Raw genomic sequence first — 19,612 nt, 5'->3', positions numbered from 1 at the left:
TGAGCAGAAATTTCCCGATTTTGCCTACGGCATGGAAAATTCATTCCCGAACCATTCGGCTGCAAGCCTGTCTTGCATTGTTCTGGACCGGAACGATCTGCTAGAACGCCCGCACGAGGATAGATTGTCCGGAAGTGCAGTTTGAATCGGGCGGCTGAAGGTCGCCTCCGATGCAGGCCCTTCCGTGGATCGGTACGAAAGAACGCTCGCAGTCCATGAACATCGCACTTACGCACCTTCAGCGGCTTGAGGCCGAATCCATCCATATTTTTCGCGAGGTGGCCGCAGCCTTTGCCAAGCCGGTCATGCTCTATTCGGTCGGCAAGGATTCGTCCGTGCTCATGCACTTGGCTATGAAGGCGTTCTATCCGGCCAAGCCGCCCTTTCCCTTTCTCCATGTCGACACGACCTGGAAATTCCGCGAGATGATCGCCTTTCGCGACCAGATGCAGCAAAAGCTCGGTTTCGACCTTCTGGTCCATGTCAACGAAGACGGCGTGCGCGACAACATCAATCCGTTCGACCACGGCTCCAACACCCACACGCATGTGATGAAGACGGTGGCGCTGCGGCAGGCGCTCGACAAATACGGGTTTGACGCAGCCTTCGGCGGCGCCCGTCGTGACGAGGAGAAGTCGCGCGCCAAGGAGCGCATCTTCTCGTTTCGCAATGCCCAGCATGCCTGGGATCCGAAGAACCAGCGGCCGGAGATGTGGAAAATTTTCAACACCCGCATCGCTGCCGGTGAATCGATCAGGGTGTTCCCGTTGTCGAACTGGACCGAGCTCGACATCTGGCAGTACATTCTCCAGGAAGACATCCCGATCGTGCCGCTGTATCTGGCCAAGGAGCGGCCGGTCGTCGAGCGCGATGGCATGCTTATCCTGAGGGATGATGAGCGCATGCAGCTGCGGGCTGGCGAGACAGTGGAGAACCGGATGGTGCGGTTCCGCACGCTCGGCTGCTATCCGCTGACCGGCGCGATCGACTCGGAGGCCGACACTCTGGAGGCGATAGTCGGCGAAATGCTCACGGCGCGGACTTCCGAGCGGCAAGGTCGCCTGATCGACCGCGACGAATCCGGCTCGATGGAAAAGAAGAAGCGCGAGGGGTATTTCTGAGTATGCGCCACATCATGGCCAAAAGCCTCGCCCCGACCGACGGCGTCCGCGACTATCTGGCGGCGCAGGAACGAAAGTCGCTGCTGCGCTTCCTGACCTGCGGCTCGGTCGACGACGGCAAGTCGACGCTGATCGGGCGCCTGCTTTCCGACACCAAGCAGATTTTCGAGGACCAGCTGGCCACCCTTGAGCGCGATTCGCGCAAGCACGGCACCACCGGCGACGACGTCGACTTCGCGCTACTGGTCGATGGCCTCGAGGCCGAGCGCGAGCAAGGCATTACCATCGACGTCGCCTATCGCTTCTTCGCCACGCCAAAGCGCAAGTTCATCGTCGCCGACACACCCGGCCACGAACAATACACGCGTAACATGGCGACGGGTGCATCGACGGCGGATCTCGCCATCGTGCTCATCGATGCCCGCCAGGGCGTACTGCGCCAGACAAGGCGGCATTCGATCATTGCCTCGTTGCTTGGTATTCGCCACATCGTGCTCGCCGTCAACAAGATCGATCTTGTCGGCTTCGACGAGGCGGTTTTTGAACGGATCGTCGCGGATTACGGGCAGTTCTCACGTGAGCTCGGCTTCCAGACGATCGTGCCCATTCCGATGTCGGCCCGGTATGGCGACAATGTTACCGGCCGTTCCGACACGACGGACTGGTATTCCGGCCCGACGCTGATCGAACATCTCGAAACCGTCTCGGTCGACGAGGCCGCGGTCGAATTGCCGTTCCGGTTTCCCGTCCAGTATGTGAACCGTCCCAACCTCGATTTTCGCGGTTTCGCCGGCACCATCGCCTCCGGCTCGGTTGCGCCGGGCGACGAGGTGGTCGTCGCCAAATCCGGCAAATCCTCCCGTGTCAGGCGCATCGTCTCGCATGGCGGCGATCTTCAGCAGGCAATCGCCGGCCAAGCCATCACCCTTGTCCTCGACGACGAGGTCGAGGTCTCGCGTGGCAATATGCTGGTGTCGCCGGCAGCGCGGCCGCAGGTCGCCGACCAGTTCGCCGCCAACATCGTCTGGTTCGACGAACATGCGCTGCTGCCCGGCCGCTCCTATATCCTGCGCACCGAGACCGACCAGACCAGCGCAACCGTCACCGACCTGAAGTACCGGGTCAACGTCAACGATTTCGCCCATGAGGCGGCCAAGTCGCTTGAAATGAACGAAGTCGGCATCTGCAATATCTCGACGCGCTCGCCGATCGCGTTCGATCCGTTTGCCGAAAACCGCACCACCGGCGCCTTCATCCTGATCGACCGCATCACCAACGCTACGGTCGGCGCCGGCATGATCCTGCATTCGCTGCGCCGCGCCGAAAACATCCACTGGCAGTCGCTCGATGTCGGCAAGCGCGCCCGCGCCGATATGAAAAACCAGCGGCCGGCGGTGTTCTGGTTCACCGGGCTTTCGGGCTCGGGGAAGTCGACCATCGCCAATCTGTTCGAAAAGAAACTGTTCGCCACCGGCCGCCATACCTACATTCTGGACGGCGACAACGTCCGACACGGCCTCAACCGCGATCTCGGCTTCACCGACGCCGATCGTGTCGAGAACATTCGTCGCGTCGCCGAAGTGGCGCGCCTGATGGCCGACGCCGGGCTGATCGTCATCGTGTCGTTCATTTCGCCGTTCAGCGCCGAGCGGCGCATGGCGCGCGAACTGATGGCCGACGGCGAATTCATCGAGGTGTTTGTCGACACACCCTTCGAGGAATGCGCCAGGCGCGATCCGAAGGGTCTCTATGCGCGGGCGTTGAACGGCGAGATCAAGAATTTCACCGGCGTCGATTCACCGTATGAGGTGCCGGAAAAGCCCGAGATCCATCTCAAGACACTCGGCAGATCGGCCGAGGAGATGGTGGACGCCCTGGAACACTGGCTGAACGAGCGGGACATTGCCGAAGACCAATATGACAGTGGCGGCGGTATCTGACGACGAAGCGATGCTCGCCGTCTTCGAGCACCTTGCCTTGACGGCAGGGCGCGAGGTAATGCGCGTCTATCGCGCCGGCTGTGCGGTCGACAGCAAGTTGGATAGTTCGCCGGTGACTGAGGCGGATCGCGAGAGCGAGAAGATCATCCTTGCCGGGCTGCGTGCCGCATTTCCGGAGATCCCATGTGTGGCCGAGGAGGAAGCCTCTGCCGGCATCATGGCGCCGGACCTCGGCGACGCCTTCTTCCTCATCGATCCGCTCGACGGCACCAAGGAGTTCGTCAATCGCAAGACCGATTTCACTGTCAACATCGCGCTAGTTCGCCATGGCGTGCCTGAGATCGGCGTTGTTTTCGCGCCTTGCACCAGCCGCTTCTTTTCCGGCCGGCCGGGCAAAGCGGAAGCGATTGAGATCAATGACGACTATGAGATCGTCGATCGCCAGCCGATTTCGGCGAGGGCCGGTATGGTGCCGCTGACCGTTGTTGCCAGCCGCTCCCACAACACGCCGGAAACCGACGCCTATATCCGCGCGCTTGGCGCTGCCGAGATCGTCTCGGTCGGCTCCTCGCTTAAATTCTGCCTCGTCGCCGGCGCCGAGGCCGACGTCTATCCGCGTTTCGGACGCACCATGGAATGGGATACTGCTGCGGGGGACGCGGTGCTACGCGCTGCCGGCGGCATGACGCGCACGCTGGATGGTGAGCCGCTCGCCTATGGCAAGCGCAACCAGAGTGACGACGAGGATTTCGCCAACCCGCATTTTATCGCAAGCGGCAAGGCTGCTGGATCTGGCTAGACGATGACTGCGCAGTTCCAGACTCGTAGGAAAGTGCGGGTGTACCAGCGGCTTATGGAAGCGACCTCAGATACTGCTCGAGATCTATAAACACAAAGATACGATCCCCATCCGGCCTAAGTCGGGTCGGCGTGGCCGATTCGCCTCGTGGCCGCTTGATGCTGGGTGGCATTCACTCGGTGTATCGGTGTATCCAAATTGCTATAAACCGATACACTGATACACTTGAACGGCTATACGTTCGAGTGATGGAGTGATGGCGTTCCGCACCAAGAATCCCGAGACCGACGCGCTGGCCCCCCGGGTTGCCGCGCTTTAGAGGACTGGTTTGACAGAGGCCGGCCATGCCGCGCTCAAGCATGAGCTTGAGCGCGAACAGGCCAGAGCGTCCCTGGTGGAGATCGGCGTCAGGTTCTGCCGGGATCTGCGAGCCCAGGGCAAGCCTGATCAAGGCAGACCCGTTCCACGGTCGACGTTGGCCATGCAGCGTTGGAGTGCTGGCCGCGGGGGCTCCGGACCAGGGGTGCTGATCCGACGCGTGTCGCACCCAGGGAAGGCGGTCGGGCGTTTTTCCAGGGGCCTCGACAATAGCACAAGTTGTGGCCAAAGCGACGATGTAGGTGCATTTGTCCAGGAAAGACTACCAGCACGTACCACCCCGATTGTACCATTACCAAGTGTGCTTCACGGGTGTACACTGTCCTGAGGGTTCGGCGGGTCGTAGCTGCGCAAACGGAATTGGAATGCATCGCGCTCGCGTTCCTCAATAGACAGGAGGAGCTCCTGTGAATGGCACGTCGGTCGTCGGCCCGATGGCTTGCGTCATGGGCGATATGAACTTGGTCCGGCCTCTCGGACTCGCCGGCGTTTCTTGCGCGGTTGTGGTGCCGCCTGGCAACCCGGCCACCTATTCGCGGTTCGTCCGGGCGGTTCTCCCCTGGGAGAGCTTCTCAAAGAACCTGGACGGTTTGGCGGATATGTTGCTGCGCTTCGGCACTGTACAGCAGGAGCGCCCCGTCCTTTTCTTCGAAGAGGATTCCCATCTGCTGTTCGTGTCGCGATACCGCGAGCGGCTGGGGCAGGCCTTCCGTTTTATCCTGCCCGAAGTGCCGCTGGTGGAAAAGCTCGTCGATAAGGCTCGTTTCCAAATCTTGGCCGAACGCCTGAGCCTTCCCGTTCCGGCATCGCGAAGGATTCGCCCACGTCCAGGCTCGACGCCCGTTTCCCTTGATCTGCGCTTTCCGGTCGTCATCAAGCCCCTCAGACGCCGATCACCTTGGGACCAGATCGCAGGTAGTCACAAGGCAATCGAGGTCGCCACAGAGAAGGCATTCCGAGAGCTGTGGCCCCGCTTGGCCAACAACGAGATGGACCTTCTCGTCCAGGAGATGATACCGGGGCCGGAAAGCCGCATCGAAAGCTACCATGTCTATGTTGATCATCGGGGCGAAATTGCCGGCGAATTTACGGGGCGGAAAATACGAACGTATCCAACGTCATGTGGTCACAGCACGGCATTGGAGACTACGGATGCAGCGGATGTCGCGTCACTCGGCCGCACGCTGGTTCAGAAGCTGGATCTACGAGGCGTCGCCAAGTTCGATTTTAAACGGGATCCAGACGGTGCACTTCACCTTCTGGAGGTTAATCCGCGCTTCAATCTTTGGCATGTCTTGGGTGCACGCGCAGGTGTCAACATACCAGCGCTGGTCTATGCGGATCTAACTGGCCAACCCCGCCCGCTTCCTGCAAAAGCCCATCCGGGTGTCCGATGGTGCACTCTCCCCAGCGATTTCATTGCTGCCCGCTCCACCGGGGTATCTCTGCTGTCGTGGTTGCCCTGGGTTATCGGCTGCGAGACGATTTCGCATTTGAACTGGGATGATCCGGTCCTGCTCCGAACTGCGTGGCACCGGGGCATCTCGAACGCTAGCAAACGACTTTCTCATCTTGTGCAATCCGCAACACGGAGGGCAGCATGAGGCTGGCGATCATCTCCGATGTTCACTCCAATCTCGAGGCACTCCAGGCGACTCTCGACGACATCTCTACGCAAGGGGCGGACCGTATCATATGCCTTGGCGATATCGTCGGCTACAATACAGACCCGGCAGAGTGCATAGCCCTGCTACAAAAAAACGGAGTTGTATGCGTAGCTGGAAATCACGACAGGGCCGTCTGCGAACAGATCACCACCGACGATTTCGGTTTTGTCGGCGCTCGCGCGATCCTGTGGACACGCCGGCGACTCGGTTCTGAAGCTGTATCATTTCTTGCCGGACTGCCTCTTAAGGCCGAGATTAGTGACGGGTTGATTGCGGTTCATGGCGCGCTGCACCCGGAGAAAGGTTGTGAAACCGTTCGATTAGACGATGACCAACGGCGCCGACAAAGTTTCGAGGCACTCATGAATCACCCCTCTGGCATCCGGATCTGTGCCTTCGGACACACACACCGCCTTGGCGTCTTCGAATGGCAGGACTCCGTGCCACGACAACTTCCCGGCGACGAGATCAGCCTCAAGGAGGGTGCCTTCTACCTTGTCAATCCGGGAGCGGTCGGGGAATCGCGAACCTCAGATCCACGCGCCACCTATTTAGTTCTCGATACCGCACGCCAAGCCATCGAGGTGAAGCGCGTGTCGTATGACTGGTCTGTTTCATTGGCAAAAAAGCGGCGAGCGGGTCTGATGCCCCCCTTGGCTACTCTCCCCCAGCCGCTCCGGGCAGCGCTGAGACGATATCTTGTTGTTCTCGGCCTCTATGACGCCGTAAGACTAAGGTGGCAGGTAAGCAGCCTGGGCGAACGCTTCCGCCATTTCATCCGCTCCGATCTTCGACGCTGAATAGGGAGATCGTCCCTGCAAAGCGTTCGATTCACAGATCGGCATCGCGATCGCCGTCCTATGCACCTCTCTGGTCGAGGTAACAACCACGCGCTCCGCGACCTTAGAGTCGTTCACGTTTTGACGGAAGCGTATCCGGCGTTTGCGAAGTAGTTCTTGCATTCGCCGGGTTCGATCGTCGCAACGAGTTGGCCGATGTGGCGCCAAGTGTCCTCGACGGTACGTTTCTGAGCTTGGCGCATCCAGTGTTTGATTTTGGCAAAGGCCTGCTCGATCGGATTGAGGTCTGGGGAGTAGGGCGGTAGGTACCAAAGCCTGGCGCCGGCAGCCTTGATCATCTGCCTGATGGCCGCCGACTTGTGACTTCCCAGATTATCCATGACGACGATGTCGCCGGGTTTCAGCACGGTGATGAGCTGCTGCTCGACATAGGCGCGGAAGCATTGGCCGTTGATTGGCCCGTCGAAGACGCAAGGTGCCGCGAGCCTATCGCTGCGCAGCGCGCCGAGGAAGGTCAGCGTGCGCCAGTGGCCGTGCGGAGCCAAGCCGCGCAGCCGCTTGCCCTTCGGCCCCCAACCGCGCAGCGGAGCCATGTTGGTCTTGATCCAGGTCTCATCGATGAAGACCAGATGCTGCGGATCGAGGCCGGCCTGCCAAGAGCGCCATCGCTGACGCCTGCGGGCAATATCGGCGCGCGCCTGCTCAAGGGCGAACAGCGTTTTTTTGAAGCTCAGGCCCTCGCGCCTCAAGAACATCCAGACCGCGTTGTGCGAGACCTTGACCCCGCGTGCGGCCAACTCGTCCTTCAAACCGTGCAGCGTCAGATGCGGTGTCTCACGTATACGCGTCTCGATGAAGGCACGGTGCGGCTCCAGCAACCTCTTGCGATGTCCACCCATCTTGCCCGGCGCGACCGAGCCGGTCGATTGATGGCGCTGCAACAACTTCACTGCCGTCGAAACCGCAATGCCGAACCGTTTGGCGGCCGACCGGCGGCTCTCGCCACTCATAACCGCCGCCACCACCCGCTCGCGAAGATCATTGGAAAGAGGTCGGGTCATCCGATGCTGGCCTCCACTCCAGCCAGCATCTTGAATCACAAAACAGATAAATCTGGAATCCCCTTTGATTCCGTCAAAGGCGGAACCGCTCTAGGAGCCTGACTCGAAACTCGGATCACACATGACGCGGATGGACGCGATAAAGATCCACGCCTCAGCGCTGGCGATGGTGGCCTCGAAATCCTTGGCGAGCCGGCGACTGCGTCCCAGCCAGGCGAAAGTCCGCTCGACGACCCATCGTCGTGGCAGGACCTCGAAGCCTTTGGTGGCGTCCGAACGCTTGATGATTTCGAGGGTCGACGTGCCGAGATGAGTCAGAGCGCTGGCCACCGTCCTTCCCGCGATCGGGAGCTCGATTGGCGCCAACCTCTCCAAGATCTCGCCGATGCCGGTTATCGCGGCCACAATGCACCGAAGGACAACACCCTCAAGGTTTATGTCGCCGGCTGCAAGCGTGGCCTCACCAAGGCCGTCAAACGAGCGTTGCGCCGCCTCTCCGCCGTCGAGCCCGTCATCGGCCATCTCAAGAGCGACCACCGCATGGGTCCACGACCGCCCGCAATGAAGTCGACCCTCTGCCTTCGCTCCCGGCAGGAATGGCTCGATTAACGCATCCCGCTGCCCCGCACGGCAATATTGCCGGCGGGTGGCCTCCGTCAAACCCATGTTGTGACCTCGCTCAAGTCTAGGCAACTCAAGCGAATCACAACGGACGGGCCACTCAACCAGTTCCCGCACAAATCAGAGTTTCGAGTCTCCTGGACCTGTCGTATCATGTAACCGGCGGTATGGTGATGGGCGGGATGAAGCTGGAACGGGAGGTCTATAGCGGCGTAAATTGGCCGCTCCTCGATTCTTTCAGCGACCGAACTTTTTCGCAGCGAAAGGCATGGATTGATTTCGTTTGCGAGACCCAGGCCGGGGATCCGGTTGTGGCTCGAATTGAAGACGCGGGCGTGCCCGTTGGATTTTTTGTAGGTGTCATCGTCCGGCGGATGGGTTTCCAAATACTAGGAAGTCCATTCCCAGGCTGGACAACCCCGTATATGGGATTCAATCTGCGGCCAGACGTGTCCAGAGCCGATGCAGTCGACGCGCTCATCGGCTACGCATTCTCTGAACTGGGCTGCCATCATCTGGAAATTTCAGATCCTTATCTGACCGGGGAGCACTTCCGAGACGTCAGAGTCAAGGCGCAGCTCGTCCGTACCTTTCGATCAAACCTTCTGATGACAGAGGACGAACTTTTCGCCCGCATGGACGGAGCGTGCAGGCGCTGCATCAGGAAAGCTGCCAAGTCCGGAGTCGTTATCGAGGAAGCCGCCCCGGATGGGTTTGCGGGAGAGTACTTTACTCAGTTGGAAGACGTCTTCGCCAAGCAGAACATGCGCCCAACATATGGCATGAATCGAGTGGAAGCCCTTATCAGGCACATCTATCCAACCGGCGATTTACTTCTCTTACGCGCGCGCGATCCAGACGGGCGGAGCATTGCCACAGGTATATTCCCTGGATTTAATGACATTTCCTATTTCTGGGGAAACGCCAGCCTTCGTGAGCACCAGAACGTACGGCCAAATGAGGTGATGCACTGGTATGCGATGAAGTACTGGAAGCGTCGAGGTGTACATTGGCACTATTGGGGCGGCGGCGGCGCTTACAAGGAGAAATATGGTGGTGATACAGTAATGTACGAGCAGTTTAGAGCATCCAGGAGCGTTGTAGTATCTATGCTTCGAGATGCCGGGAGAATGTTGCACGACGCGCCGCGCGGCTGGAAACGCCGGATCTTTAATTTGAGATCACGGGCCGATCCTTCGATCGCGCGATGACACGGGTTTCGTGACATGATCTAGTAGTGGCCGACGCGTTCGAGGACGAAGTGATGTCTTGAATGGAAAAGCTATACTGGCCAGATGGAAAGTCCTTCGTGTTCACGGTGTTTGACGACACGGACCTTGCAGTCCCTGGCAATTTTGAGAAGGTTTATGACTGCCTGCGTGACTATGGCCTTCTCACGACGAAGTCTGTTTGGCCAATTCGCGGATCCCAGAACTCCAAGATGGGCGGAGCTACCTGTGAGGATCCGGCTTATCTGGCGTATATCCGTGAACTTCGCCGCGATGGATTTGAGATAGGCTTTCACGGCGCGACCTACCATAGCTCAGAGCGAACCAATATCGCGCATGGCCTTGAATACTTCCGCGAGTTGTTTGGCGGCTACCCTCGAACCATGGCTAATCATGCCAGTTCCGCTGAGAATATCTATTGGGGAGATGCTCGGCTGAGCGGGATCAGGAGGCAAGCATATAAGCTTCTTCTGAAAAGACAAAGCTTCTACGGTCATTGCGAAAAAAGTCCTTACTTTTGGGGAGATCTGTGCCGCGATCGTATAGATTACGTACGCAATTTTATTACCGGGGATATAAATACGATGAAGACCTATCCTCTCATGCCATATTACGATCCCGAGAGGCCCTTCGTGAAACAATGGTTCTCATCATCTGAGGGGCCGAACGTCGATTCGTTTAATCGTACCATTTCGGAAGCAAACCAGGATCGCCTGGAAGCTGAGGGCGGTGCCTGCATCATGTATACGCATTTCGCTGCCGGTTTTCAGGATACGGACGGAAATCTCAATTGGCGGTTCAGGGAACTCATAAGGCGCCTCGCCTCGAAGAATGGCTGGTTCGTACCGGTTGCGACGTTCCTCGATTATGTTCGGCAGCAGCGTGGCGAGAACGTCATAGACTCTAGAGAACGAGCAAGGATGGAGCGCCAGTGGATCAAGCACAAGATCCAGACTGGCGGAGTATCGTAGCGGACCTCTCAGCCATTTTTGGCTAGAGCGAAAGAGCGCTCCATGCGGTTGCGGGGAGCGTATCTGGGCTTGTCGACGGGGCGCTGAATCTTCCGGTTCGGCTTTGTCGAGATTGCTGCTTCGACGCCGCATCGGTTGAGATCATCACGGATGGCACCGCCGTCGTTGCTCTTGTCGGCCGGCATTCGGCCGGATTGGGAGCAGGCCTCCTGGATCAGTTCCTCGCACGAGGCTTGGCCGGACGTCAGGCAGGAACCGATGGCGAGGCCCTGCGCACGCGATCCGCGTCGCGTTGCTGGAATTCGGAGCTGTCGGCTGGGGCCTGGCAGCCGCTCGAGCTGTCCTCCCATGGAGATGACGCGCCTCTTCGACTTTCTGTGGAATTTTGGATGCGGACAAAGTCTTGTCGCATTAGGCGTCCAATCAGCCCCGGCACTCTCGAAGAATCGAATCAATAACTAAACGCCTTTGAGGGAATTACAACTAAACTATAGGTTGTATTAACTAAGGCAATAAACCTACAAGGAGAGACAGAATGGCGTCTTACTACGTGTCCCCCAATGGATCAGACAATAATGCTGGTCTGTTGGATACACCATTCGCATCGCTTCAGCATGCGCACGATATCGCAAAGCCCGGCGATACGATCTATATGCGCGGAGGTGTCTATGAACTCACATCTGAAGTGCGGCTCACGCATGACGGCACGAGTGGCAATCCGATTACGGTGACAAACTACCAGAATGAGGTACCCGTCCTGGACGGATCCTCAATGAGCGGCGGCTATGTCGTCGACATGGAAAGTGTGTCGTGGAACCACATCAAGGGTCTTGAGATCAGGAATGGGCCTGAAGGTGGTCTCATGATCGAGGGCCAATCGAATTCCAACACGATCGAGCAGTTGAACGTCCATCACAACGGATGGAATTCCGAGTGGGAGGGAAAGGGGATTGTGTTGTTCGGCGCAAGCTCGAACAACCTGCTTCTCAACAACGACTCACACCATAACCAAGATCTGCATCGCGACAACGCGGACGGCTTTCAAGTCTCCACCACAGGCACGGGTAACGTGCTGAGGGGCAATCGAGCATGGGCCAACTCGGACGATGGCTACGATTTTTTCAATGTGCATGACAACACGCATGCTGCCCCCCTTGTCATCGAGGGCAACTGGGCCTTCGACAATGGCTACGCCAATGATGGCAGCGTGGCTGGTGATGGAAATGGCTTCAAGCTGGGCGGCGCTCGCGCGGGAACGAGCAGCACCTCCGGTGGCCATATCGTGAGCGACAACGTTGCGTGGGGGAATCATGCGAACGGTTTTGACGAGAATTCCGCCTCCAACCCAATAACGCTCCAGAACAATACCGCGTACGACAACGGCCTATACAATTATGGATTTTGGGAACAGGAGCATACCTTCCGCAACAATCTTTCGGCCGGAATCGGAAGAGTGGCGGCGTCCGGATCGAGCCAAGACAATTCTTGGACCTTACCTGTAAAGGTGGACTCCAGCGATTTTGTGTCGTTGAACGACAGTACGGCGCGGGGGCATCGTGCAGCCGACGGCTCACTCCCGACCACGGAATTCCTTCATCTCGCGAACGGGAGTGATCTTGTCGACAAAGGAATCGACCTTGGCCACAACTATGTGGGATCCGCGCCAGATCTGGGCGCATTCGAGCAGCCCGCGCTGTCTGGGGGGGTGGTCCCATCTCAGCCCGCGCCTGTGCCTGGTCCCGTATCTGGGCCCGTGTCTGGAAATTCATCCGGGCTTGGTCAGGTTCCCATCGGCCTACCCGACTACGGCTCTTACAAGGAGATCGACGGCAATGGTGGCGCAAACAAGATCGTCGGAACCGCGGCTGCCGAGATGATCGATGGCAAATCCGGTAACGATCACTTATTCGGCGGGGACGGCAATGATATCCTTGAGGGGGGCGATGGGGCTGACCAATTGACGGGGGGGCACGGCAACGACTTCCTTGCCGGCGGCAAGGATGCCGATGTCTTTGTCTTCCATGAAGCCAGTTGGGGTACGGATGTGATAATGGACTGGCAGGCTGGGATCGATCGAATCGACCTGCACGGAACTGGTCTGCATTTTAACGACCTGGCGTTTGTCACCGCCGACATTGATGGGGATGGCGCCAAGGACGACGTATTCGCAGCCACCGACCATGGCAACATTGGGTTCCTAGACATGCATTTATCGCAGATCCATTCTTCCTTTTTCTTAGTGTGACAGATTTGCCAGCGCGGACTCCGTTCGCGCTGGCTTCCTTGTCCAATGCAGGACACACTGCGTTGCGTAAGCGTGTCGTGCCTCAATCGGCGGGCGCGCGGGTACTCGATCCAGCTTCTCGAAGCAGTTTGACTTCATCGCCGGTCAAATGCGCATGGCAGCCAGCTCCCGGACCACCAAGGCCCGACAGAATGGATCCAAGTTGCCGCCTGCTAGCCTCCAACGCTCCCGGGTTTTGCGTCCAGCTCCTCCATGAGGCCCCAACAGTTCGCGCGATCTCCGCACCGATTTCGCCGCAACCCTTTCGCTTGAGGATCTCGATGAATTCGTAGTCCTCGACTCCGTCGCGCAGCCATTTGAGCCTCATTGAGGGTACGACGCCCTCCACCCCGACGGGCTGCCCCGGGTAAAGAAGCATTCCCTCGCCCGGATAATCATTACCTCCCGTCCGATAGGTCTGCACGTCGTTCCAAGGATCGTTTGTCCAAAGGTCGACGCGCCAATACAACAACCCGGTCAACTTGAGGCTCTGATTGATGAATCCGGGCTGGATACGAAAGTTGATCGGCGAAAAATCTATCTCCCATTTGGGAGAATATTCGTCTTGAACGAGCGCGTTGTATGACCAAACCGCATCACCCTTTGCCAGAACCTGAGCAATCCGCTCCGGTGCGCTGTCATACATTTTGGGAAGAAGCACCCAGATATCGATCGCAGAACGCCCGCTTCCAGTGCCATCGTCAAAAAGCTCAGGGGCAGGCGTCATGGTAACCAGATTGTCGATACCTGCCTCATGCAGGACGCGTGCCCAGGCTTTCATAGTCCCATAGAGGCTTTTGCAGCGGTCGATTTCGTCGGCTGTGTAGTTGAAGAGATGGAGGGCGGGATGGTGTTGAGCTGCCGCCCCTTGCACCTCTTCGAGGGATGGCGGCGGCTTCATCGCGCATTGAGCCATGCTGGCATTGCTCCACAGGCCGAGATTGGTGGATTTTAGTCCGAACCTGTCAACGAAGGAGGCTTGGTTCTGAACACGCACGTTACGCGGCATTAGCTTATGCTTCAGTAACTCCGCCTGGGCCTGCGGAGTATTCGCGTCCCAGATTAGGAAAGCTGAGTTCAACGACGGGGTAAGCGGGAGTGTGAAGTCCCACACATGAAGCACGACTTCGCCGACAGCATTGCCCTGATCACTTGACACCCTCACGGTGCCGCCATAGCGGCCGGGTGGCGTGCCGGGTGGAACGGATATGTCGACCCAGATAGGCTGGTTAGCGCGCGAAGGGACCGAAAAGCGGGTTGCAGGTCGGGAATGGCCCTGTGCCGCTAAAGTGAATCCCCCGGCATTCAGTGGTATCAGCCCATCAGCGTACCATCCCGGGCCAAGCGGTCGGTTCGACCCGTTCAGGTCGGGACTGGATCGCGCCACATGGACGTAGTGTTCGCGGTAAAGCGTCACATTCTTCGCAGCGATACGGGCTCGGTCGCCTTGGCTGACCAGATCTTGGACCTGAATCGTCAGGTTGGTGAGGGCGGTGCCCGGCGCACGGATTCCAACCTGGAACGACTCGGTTTCACCACGAGCTGCATAAAGCTCGATCTTCAGCCGATCGCCGGGGGCAGCGTCTTGGCTGATTCGTTCCAAACTAGGCACGAGCCATATGACCGGTTCTCCCTGCCCAGCACCCGAAGGCAGCAGGAAGTAGAAGATGCTCAGCCCGAGCAAGAGGGCCAGCGCGGGGTGAAGCCAACGCCAGCTACCGGCTTTTCGAAAGCCGTGCAAGGCGAGTCCGCAAAGGGAACCGCATCCATAGCTCAAGTGCACCGCCGCCAGCACCGCCGGGAAGAGGAGCAGATGCATGCCCGGCGCTGTGTAAGCGGCCTGCAAGGTAGCGCACAGCAACCCAACTTCGTAAAGTAACAGCATGCCTGCTGCGGGGAGCAGCGCGGGCGGCCAAAATAAAGAAACCGCAAACGGAATTGACAGGCTTGCTACCAGTGCGAGCGGAGCGAGATGTCGGAGCCGCAACGCGCGCCAATTCTCGACCCACGCGAGGGCGCCGCCAAATCCGTTGCCAAAATATTGCTTGCAAAGTGCGGGCAGGGTTTCCCGGGGCTGATAGAAAGCTCGGATGTCCGGAGAGAGATAGAGACCATAGCCGAGCCGACGTATCCGTTCGTTAAAGTCGTTATCCTCAGCACGCCAAAGATCTTCTCTCAGTGGGCCGACTTGGTCTACGATGTACTTCCAATAGCAGCCATTCCAGACCGTGTCGGCCCATCCTGACGCGTTTTCTCTGCGAAATTTGGCAACTCCGATCCCAAAGGGACTCCTATGTGCCGCCACGATTGCACGACCAACCAGCGATTGCGAAGGCAATGGACGCGCGATTGCTCCCACCCCTCCCGCACCTGTGGCGAGCAGCCCTGAGACGCTTTGCCGGACGACGTCGGGTTCATAGTGGGCATGGGCGTCAAGACGTAGGAAGACGTCCGTCCGCATGCGAGGAACCGCCAGATTGATGGCAGCCGCAGGGCCGCGCCCCGGACTCTCGATGACGCGCGCTCGTGGGTCGCGCCGCTGCATCTGTTGCAGCATCTGTAGCGTTCCGTCGGTTGACCCTCCGTCAACGAACCAGATTTCGGCAATCGCGGGATAATCCTGACTGAAAAGGTTGGAAGCGAGTGCACTAAGATGTGCGATCTCGTTGCAGACCGGGATAACGATGCCAACGGTCGGCTGCTCAGGGATGCGCGCTCCCGGATAGTCGGCGAGCGCCGACCGGTATTCAGGCGATCTTTTTTGAGAAGACTTCGGCATGAAGAGCTCCAATCATCCGTTCGCGATTGGCTTCCATGGTGTTGTCGACCATCAGCGCGCGCCCATTGCTGCGCAAGCGCTCCCGTAATTCGGGGCGGCATACCACTTGCTCGATCGCAGCTGCCAGCGCAGTGACGTTGCCTGGCGGAACAAGCATGGCTGTTTCATTGTCTTTCAGGAAAAGCGGAATTCCTCCCACGGCCGTCGCGATCGTGGGTAGACCAATGCACAGCGACTCATTGATGACCTGCGGAAAGCCCTCCGTGAAGGATGGGAGCACGAGCGCTCCGGCTTGCTGGTAAAGTTCGAACAAAGCCGGCCCGTATGGCACGAAACCGCGGAATGTGACGTTGTCACGTAGGCCGAGAGCGGTTGATCGAGCCTTGAGCTCCGCCTCAAGCGGTCCTGTTCCAACGATATCGAGGTGGGACGACACCCCGCGCTGCTTGAGGTGCGCTAGTGCTTCGAGAAGCACGTGATGTCCCTTTTCGGGAGCCAGCCGGCCAACGCAGATCAAGCGCCTTGGATTGGGCCCGGAACACATTTCTGCAAAGGTCCTGAGCTGCGCGTCCCTCATCAGACAGGGCATATGGTCGTGCACACGGTTGCTGAAGCGGCCGTACTCCCGAGCAAGGTCTCGGCCCACAGCGAACACTGTTCGGTTACGCGCAAGCCGCTTGAAATGCCAATCAAGTGCTTTTGCGGCCGCCATGGCAGCGAGGCGTTTCAAACCCCGATGGGTGCCCATCTGCTGGATCAGGTTCTGGCGAACCACGAGGCTCACCGGCACACCGAGTGAAATGCACTGCATCGCGATCATCTGCCCGATCGGATTTGGACCGCCAATTAGGATCGCATCCCAACTCCGCGCCTGCTCGGAAATACGGCGACGTATCTCCAGGAACGTACTCGGGCTGAGGCGCCACAGCTGATACAAGTTCGGATAGTAGGGGAGCGAGCATAGCGTGATCCCCGGGTGGTCGAGCAGATAGGGCCCGCGCCCGGCTTGCCTTGCCTCGCGCCCGATGAAGATGATCTCGTCGACCGACTCGATGAAGCTAGCCGGAAAAAGGATGTAGGGCTCATCCGTCGAAAGAGTGTCGCCGTCGCGCCAGAAAACCTGATCGACGAAGATGGCGAGTCGCATGGCCAATCCCTTCTCTTGTGTCGGCGTCGTTCCCCGCCGCGCATAACGTCCAGAGTTGGCCAGTCACCGATTTCGGCTGGAACTTCTGCTCGATCCAGGTGCGCGCAAGGGTGCCGATCTCGCGCCGCATGCCGGGGTCCGATCCGAGGCGAAAAACATGGCGCGATAGTTCGTCCGGTTCGGGTTCGGCTATGATCCCGGTTACGCCGTTCTGGATGAGGTCGGCGACGCCGTTCACTCGCGTGGCTATGCAGGGCACCCCCGAGGCCATGGCCTCCAGCACAACATTGGACATGCCTTCATAGTCGGAAGACAGCAGGAAAATGTCGGCGGCGCACATGAGTTCTCGGGCATCAGGGACGCTGCCGAGAAAACGGACTCTATCGTCAAGTCCGAGACGCGCCACTTGGCTCCTCAACTCGCCGAGGCAACCGAGGTCTTGTCCGGCAATCGCGGCCTGCACCCTGCGGTGCCGACCTACTCGTGCGATCGTATCGATAAACCGGTCGAAGCGCTTCTGCGGCGCTAGTCGGCCTACCCCAAGCACCAACACTGCGTCGTCGCGCAGATCAAGCCGCCGACGCCACTCGGCACGCCACTTGGCTATCTGATCAGATGGGAAAATCTCGACCACGTTGGGCACATAGACGACAGACCTTTTTGAGCCGAGGCGGTGCGCGAGCTGCTCTTGGGTCTCTCGGGAATTGCAAACCGCGACAGAGATGCCGGCCACGCTCATCCAAGACCACAAGCCGCGCCATTCTGTCGGCAGATCAGCAAACAACGTGTTGCGGAATGATCCGATGCGTCGGATGCCCAGCCCGGTCAAGGCGAGCGCGAATACATTGGTATAGGATGACCAGGAAAAGAAGCATCGTGTTTTGCGGGCGACGCATGCCGCACGCAATTGGCGCATCTTATCCAGGCGGCGGCCCTTCAACAGCACCACAGGAATGCCGAGCTTGCGTATCGGAGCTTCCCAGAACCCGAGCTCGCCCGACACGTAGACGGTGGGGGCCCAGCGGGTAAAATCACAATGGGCGAGAAAATGATAGAGTTGCCGCTCTGTTCCGCCTTGCCCGAGCTGTCCGACGACCACGGCGATCGCCTCCGCTTGCCTCGAACCGGGTGCCGCGCCCATTAGTCAAACTCGCTTTTGGAGGCGTCCTTTGCACTTGGGGTGTGCCGGTCTTGTTTTGGGTGCGTCTGGACCGCAGCGGATTGTTCGGCAGGCTGGCGGCTTTGCGGCGCCTTATCTATTTCCCCGGTCACCGCTGCGGGACCCGGCATCTGGTTGGAAGGGAGCAAGACTTTGACGATGTCGCCGGGCAACAGCTCGGTATGCTCGTCTGCCGGGACGCGGAGCCAATCCTGATCGACTTTGCGCATGATCGTGATCACGGGCGCCGCAGCCGTTCCGAGCATTTCAGAGGGTGAAGTCGTCCCGCCAGGGCGAAGCTTCTCACTGGCGGCCCTCAATCGTAACTCCGCACCGGCCAGTCTCTCGCTCGTCTCTCTAATGTCTTGAAGGAGTCCGATCCGACGCGAGTTTGCAGTCTTGTTGAGAGTCTGCGCTGAGGCCTCCCGTCCTCGCTGGATTTCCATCTTGTTCACAATTGTCTGAAGCTGGCGCGTGGAAGACAGCAGCACCGCGCGGCGTGCCTCCGAGACGCGCGTAGCTTGCACATTGCCGGCCTCGAACAGCGCGGTAAGCTTTTCAAGCTCTTGTGCGTCAGCCTGTGCTCCGCTTTGTTCCTTCTCTTCCTGTTGAGCGAGAATTGCGATCTGCCCGTCCGCTTGCTTCATCGCGGCACGAATTGAGGCGATTTCCTGATGGTAGCTTTCTTGTGAGGTTTTCAGCAAATTCAGTTCAGACTGAATGAGGTTTGCCAGATTGGCAGCGGGAATCAGCTGGGTTGCCGGAATATTCTCTTCGAAGCTATCTGCATCGTTCAGTTCGGCTTGCAGCCGTGACAGGTGCACCGTTTCTCTGACATATTCCAACGCGTGAAGATTGTAATCCTCGCGCAAGTCCACCAATTGGTTAGGATCAGCCGTGGCATGGCTTCCCCGTATGGTGCTGTAGCCCCCCGAAAGGGCAACGGCCTGTCCAACCGCCATAAGAGGCCGGAACGCATACTGGCCTGGCGTCAAGACGTCGCCATCGACGTAGATAGGTCGGTATTCGGCAACGCTTGCCGCAATATCACTTGGGAGAACCAGAACGCTATATTCGCGGCCCTCGGGAGTCCTTTCCCGGAACAGTCGTGTCGGCAGGGCGGCTGCGATTTTGTTCCGCATTTCTGCGGCCGTCAAACCTGCGATTTCGATAGTCCCAAGCGTCGGCAGAGATATCGTTCCATCGAACTCGATGGGGACACGGTGATGCCACTCCGGCAATCCTTCGATCGTGACCTCTATCGCGTCCCCTGGCGCAAGTTTGTATTCCGTTGCGGCTGCATTGCTCACGAGAGTGAACAGGAGTGGCATCCAGCCGACGCTTAGCATTTGGCGCCATAGGCCTAACCTTGCTGTCTTCATGACGTCCCCGACGCGTTTGCTCGTGAATCGGTTGGCTCGGCCCGACGGAGCATGGATTGATCCTGAAGATCTCGATCCCACTCCTCAAAGTCTCATTCTTTTGTGCCTGCCGACACCATCTGAACGCATGAAGACGCACCTCCGCGGTCTCCTTAGGAATTGAATACCGGTTTCCTCCTGACGGCGCGGCATCGGAGGCCAAGCATGCCATCCACATTTCCGAAGTTGTCCTGACGAAATAGAAGGCCGCAAGTCATGGAACGCGTTAGGGTAC

14 protein-coding genes and 2 pseudogenes are annotated in these 19,612 nt (G+C 58.7%); 9 read left to right on the top strand and 7 right to left on the bottom strand.

Features of this window, described 5'->3' with window-relative positions; translation table 11 throughout:
- Positions 1 to 215 precede the first annotated feature (215 nt).
- The 5 genes from cysD to AC0L2X_RS28010 all read left to right on the top strand — a co-directional run bounded on the left by cysD (position 216) and on the right by AC0L2X_RS28010 (position 6,705).
- Positions 216 to 1,121, top strand: a complete 906-nt coding sequence (cysD, locus tag AC0L2X_RS28030; protein WP_473600740.1) for a sulfate adenylyltransferase subunit CysD — start codon at positions 216 to 218, stop codon at positions 1,119 to 1,121.
- 2 nt (positions 1,122 to 1,123) lie between these two features.
- The gene (cysN, locus tag AC0L2X_RS28025; RefSeq protein ID WP_473600739.1) at positions 1,124 to 3,061 is read left to right on the top strand and encodes a sulfate adenylyltransferase subunit CysN; all 1,938 of its coding nucleotides are present in this window, start codon (positions 1,124 to 1,126) and stop codon (positions 3,059 to 3,061) included.
- A gap of 10 nt (positions 3,062 to 3,071) precedes the next feature.
- The gene (gene cysQ, locus AC0L2X_RS28020; RefSeq protein ID WP_473600748.1) at positions 3,072 to 3,860 is read left to right on the top strand and encodes a 3'(2'),5'-bisphosphate nucleotidase CysQ; all 789 of its coding nucleotides are present in this window, start codon (positions 3,072 to 3,074) and stop codon (positions 3,858 to 3,860) included.
- 785 nt (positions 3,861 to 4,645) lie between these two features.
- Positions 4,646 to 5,842, top strand: a complete 1,197-nt coding sequence (locus AC0L2X_RS28015) for a carboxylate--amine ligase (protein ID WP_473600738.1) — start codon at positions 4,646 to 4,648, stop codon at positions 5,840 to 5,842.
- Positions 5,839 to 6,705 (top strand): metallophosphoesterase family protein, encoded by an 867-nt coding sequence (locus AC0L2X_RS28010; protein WP_473600737.1) that lies wholly within the window; start codon positions 5,839 to 5,841, stop codon positions 6,703 to 6,705. Before AC0L2X_RS28015 ends, AC0L2X_RS28010 begins: the two co-directional genes overlap by 4 nt.
- Here the strand turns inward: AC0L2X_RS28010 and AC0L2X_RS28005 are convergent.
- From AC0L2X_RS28005 to AC0L2X_RS27995, 3 genes and pseudogenes are all read right to left on the bottom strand, one after another.
- Positions 6,637 to 6,867, bottom strand: a complete 231-nt coding sequence (locus tag AC0L2X_RS28005) for a GDP-mannose 4,6-dehydratase (RefSeq protein WP_473600736.1) — start codon at positions 6,865 to 6,867, stop codon at positions 6,637 to 6,639. The two genes, AC0L2X_RS28010 and AC0L2X_RS28005, sit on opposite strands and share 69 nt — an antisense overlap.
- On the bottom strand, positions 6,819 to 7,802 hold the full coding sequence (locus AC0L2X_RS28000) for an IS630 family transposase (RefSeq protein WP_352491739.1): 984 nt from the start codon (positions 7,800 to 7,802) through the stop codon (positions 6,819 to 6,821). The genes AC0L2X_RS28005 and AC0L2X_RS28000 overlap by 49 nt, the downstream gene beginning before the upstream one ends.
- Before the next feature lie 54 nt (positions 7,803 to 7,856).
- Positions 7,857 to 8,072 (bottom strand): annotated as a pseudogene (locus AC0L2X_RS27995) (transposase); the annotation flags it as partial.
- A 16-nt stretch (positions 8,073 to 8,088) separates the two neighbouring features.
- Between AC0L2X_RS27995 and AC0L2X_RS27990 the strand changes: the two are divergent.
- The 4 genes and pseudogenes from AC0L2X_RS27990 to AC0L2X_RS27975 all read left to right on the top strand — a co-directional run.
- Positions 8,089 to 8,309: pseudogene (locus tag AC0L2X_RS27990) on the top strand (IS5/IS1182 family transposase); the annotation flags it as partial.
- Between the two features lie 260 nt (positions 8,310 to 8,569).
- Positions 8,570 to 9,598, top strand: a complete 1,029-nt coding sequence (locus AC0L2X_RS27985; RefSeq protein WP_473561301.1) for a GNAT family N-acetyltransferase — start codon at positions 8,570 to 8,572, stop codon at positions 9,596 to 9,598.
- A gap of 98 nt (positions 9,599 to 9,696) precedes the next feature.
- Positions 9,697 to 10,587, top strand: a complete 891-nt coding sequence (locus AC0L2X_RS27980; protein ID WP_473600735.1) for a polysaccharide deacetylase family protein — start codon at positions 9,697 to 9,699, stop codon at positions 10,585 to 10,587.
- A 535-nt stretch (positions 10,588 to 11,122) separates the two neighbouring features.
- The gene (locus AC0L2X_RS27975) at positions 11,123 to 12,832 is read left to right on the top strand and encodes a calcium-binding protein (protein ID WP_473600734.1); all 1,710 of its coding nucleotides are present in this window, start codon (positions 11,123 to 11,125) and stop codon (positions 12,830 to 12,832) included.
- An 82-nt stretch (positions 12,833 to 12,914) separates the two neighbouring features.
- On the opposite strand, the gene AC0L2X_RS27970 is transcribed toward AC0L2X_RS27975, so the two are convergent.
- Genes AC0L2X_RS27970 through AC0L2X_RS27955 form a run of 4 tightly spaced genes read right to left on the bottom strand, consistent with a single transcriptional unit; the run spans position 12,915 to position 19,287 of the window.
- The gene (locus AC0L2X_RS27970) at positions 12,915 to 15,650 is read right to left on the bottom strand and encodes a glycosyltransferase (protein WP_473600733.1); all 2,736 of its coding nucleotides are present in this window, start codon (positions 15,648 to 15,650) and stop codon (positions 12,915 to 12,917) included.
- Entirely contained in the window at positions 15,619 to 16,797 is a 1,179-nt protein-coding gene (locus AC0L2X_RS27965; RefSeq protein WP_473600732.1) for a glycosyltransferase, read from the bottom strand. The genes AC0L2X_RS27970 and AC0L2X_RS27965 overlap by 32 nt, the downstream gene beginning before the upstream one ends.
- Entirely contained in the window at positions 16,733 to 17,938 is a 1,206-nt protein-coding gene (locus tag AC0L2X_RS27960; RefSeq protein WP_473600731.1) for a glycosyltransferase, read from the bottom strand. The genes AC0L2X_RS27965 and AC0L2X_RS27960 overlap by 65 nt, the downstream gene beginning before the upstream one ends.
- Entirely contained in the window at positions 17,938 to 19,287 is a 1,350-nt protein-coding gene (locus tag AC0L2X_RS27955) for a polysaccharide biosynthesis/export family protein (protein ID WP_473600730.1), read from the bottom strand. Before AC0L2X_RS27955 ends, AC0L2X_RS27960 begins: the two co-directional genes overlap by 1 nt.
- Between the last annotated feature and the right edge of the window lie 325 nt (positions 19,288 to 19,612).

The sequence above is a fragment of the Mesorhizobium sp. WSM4828 genome (assembly GCF_055811175.1).
The sequence above is the reverse complement of the archived record's forward strand: the minus strand, read 5'-3'. Positions and strand labels throughout refer to the sequence as shown.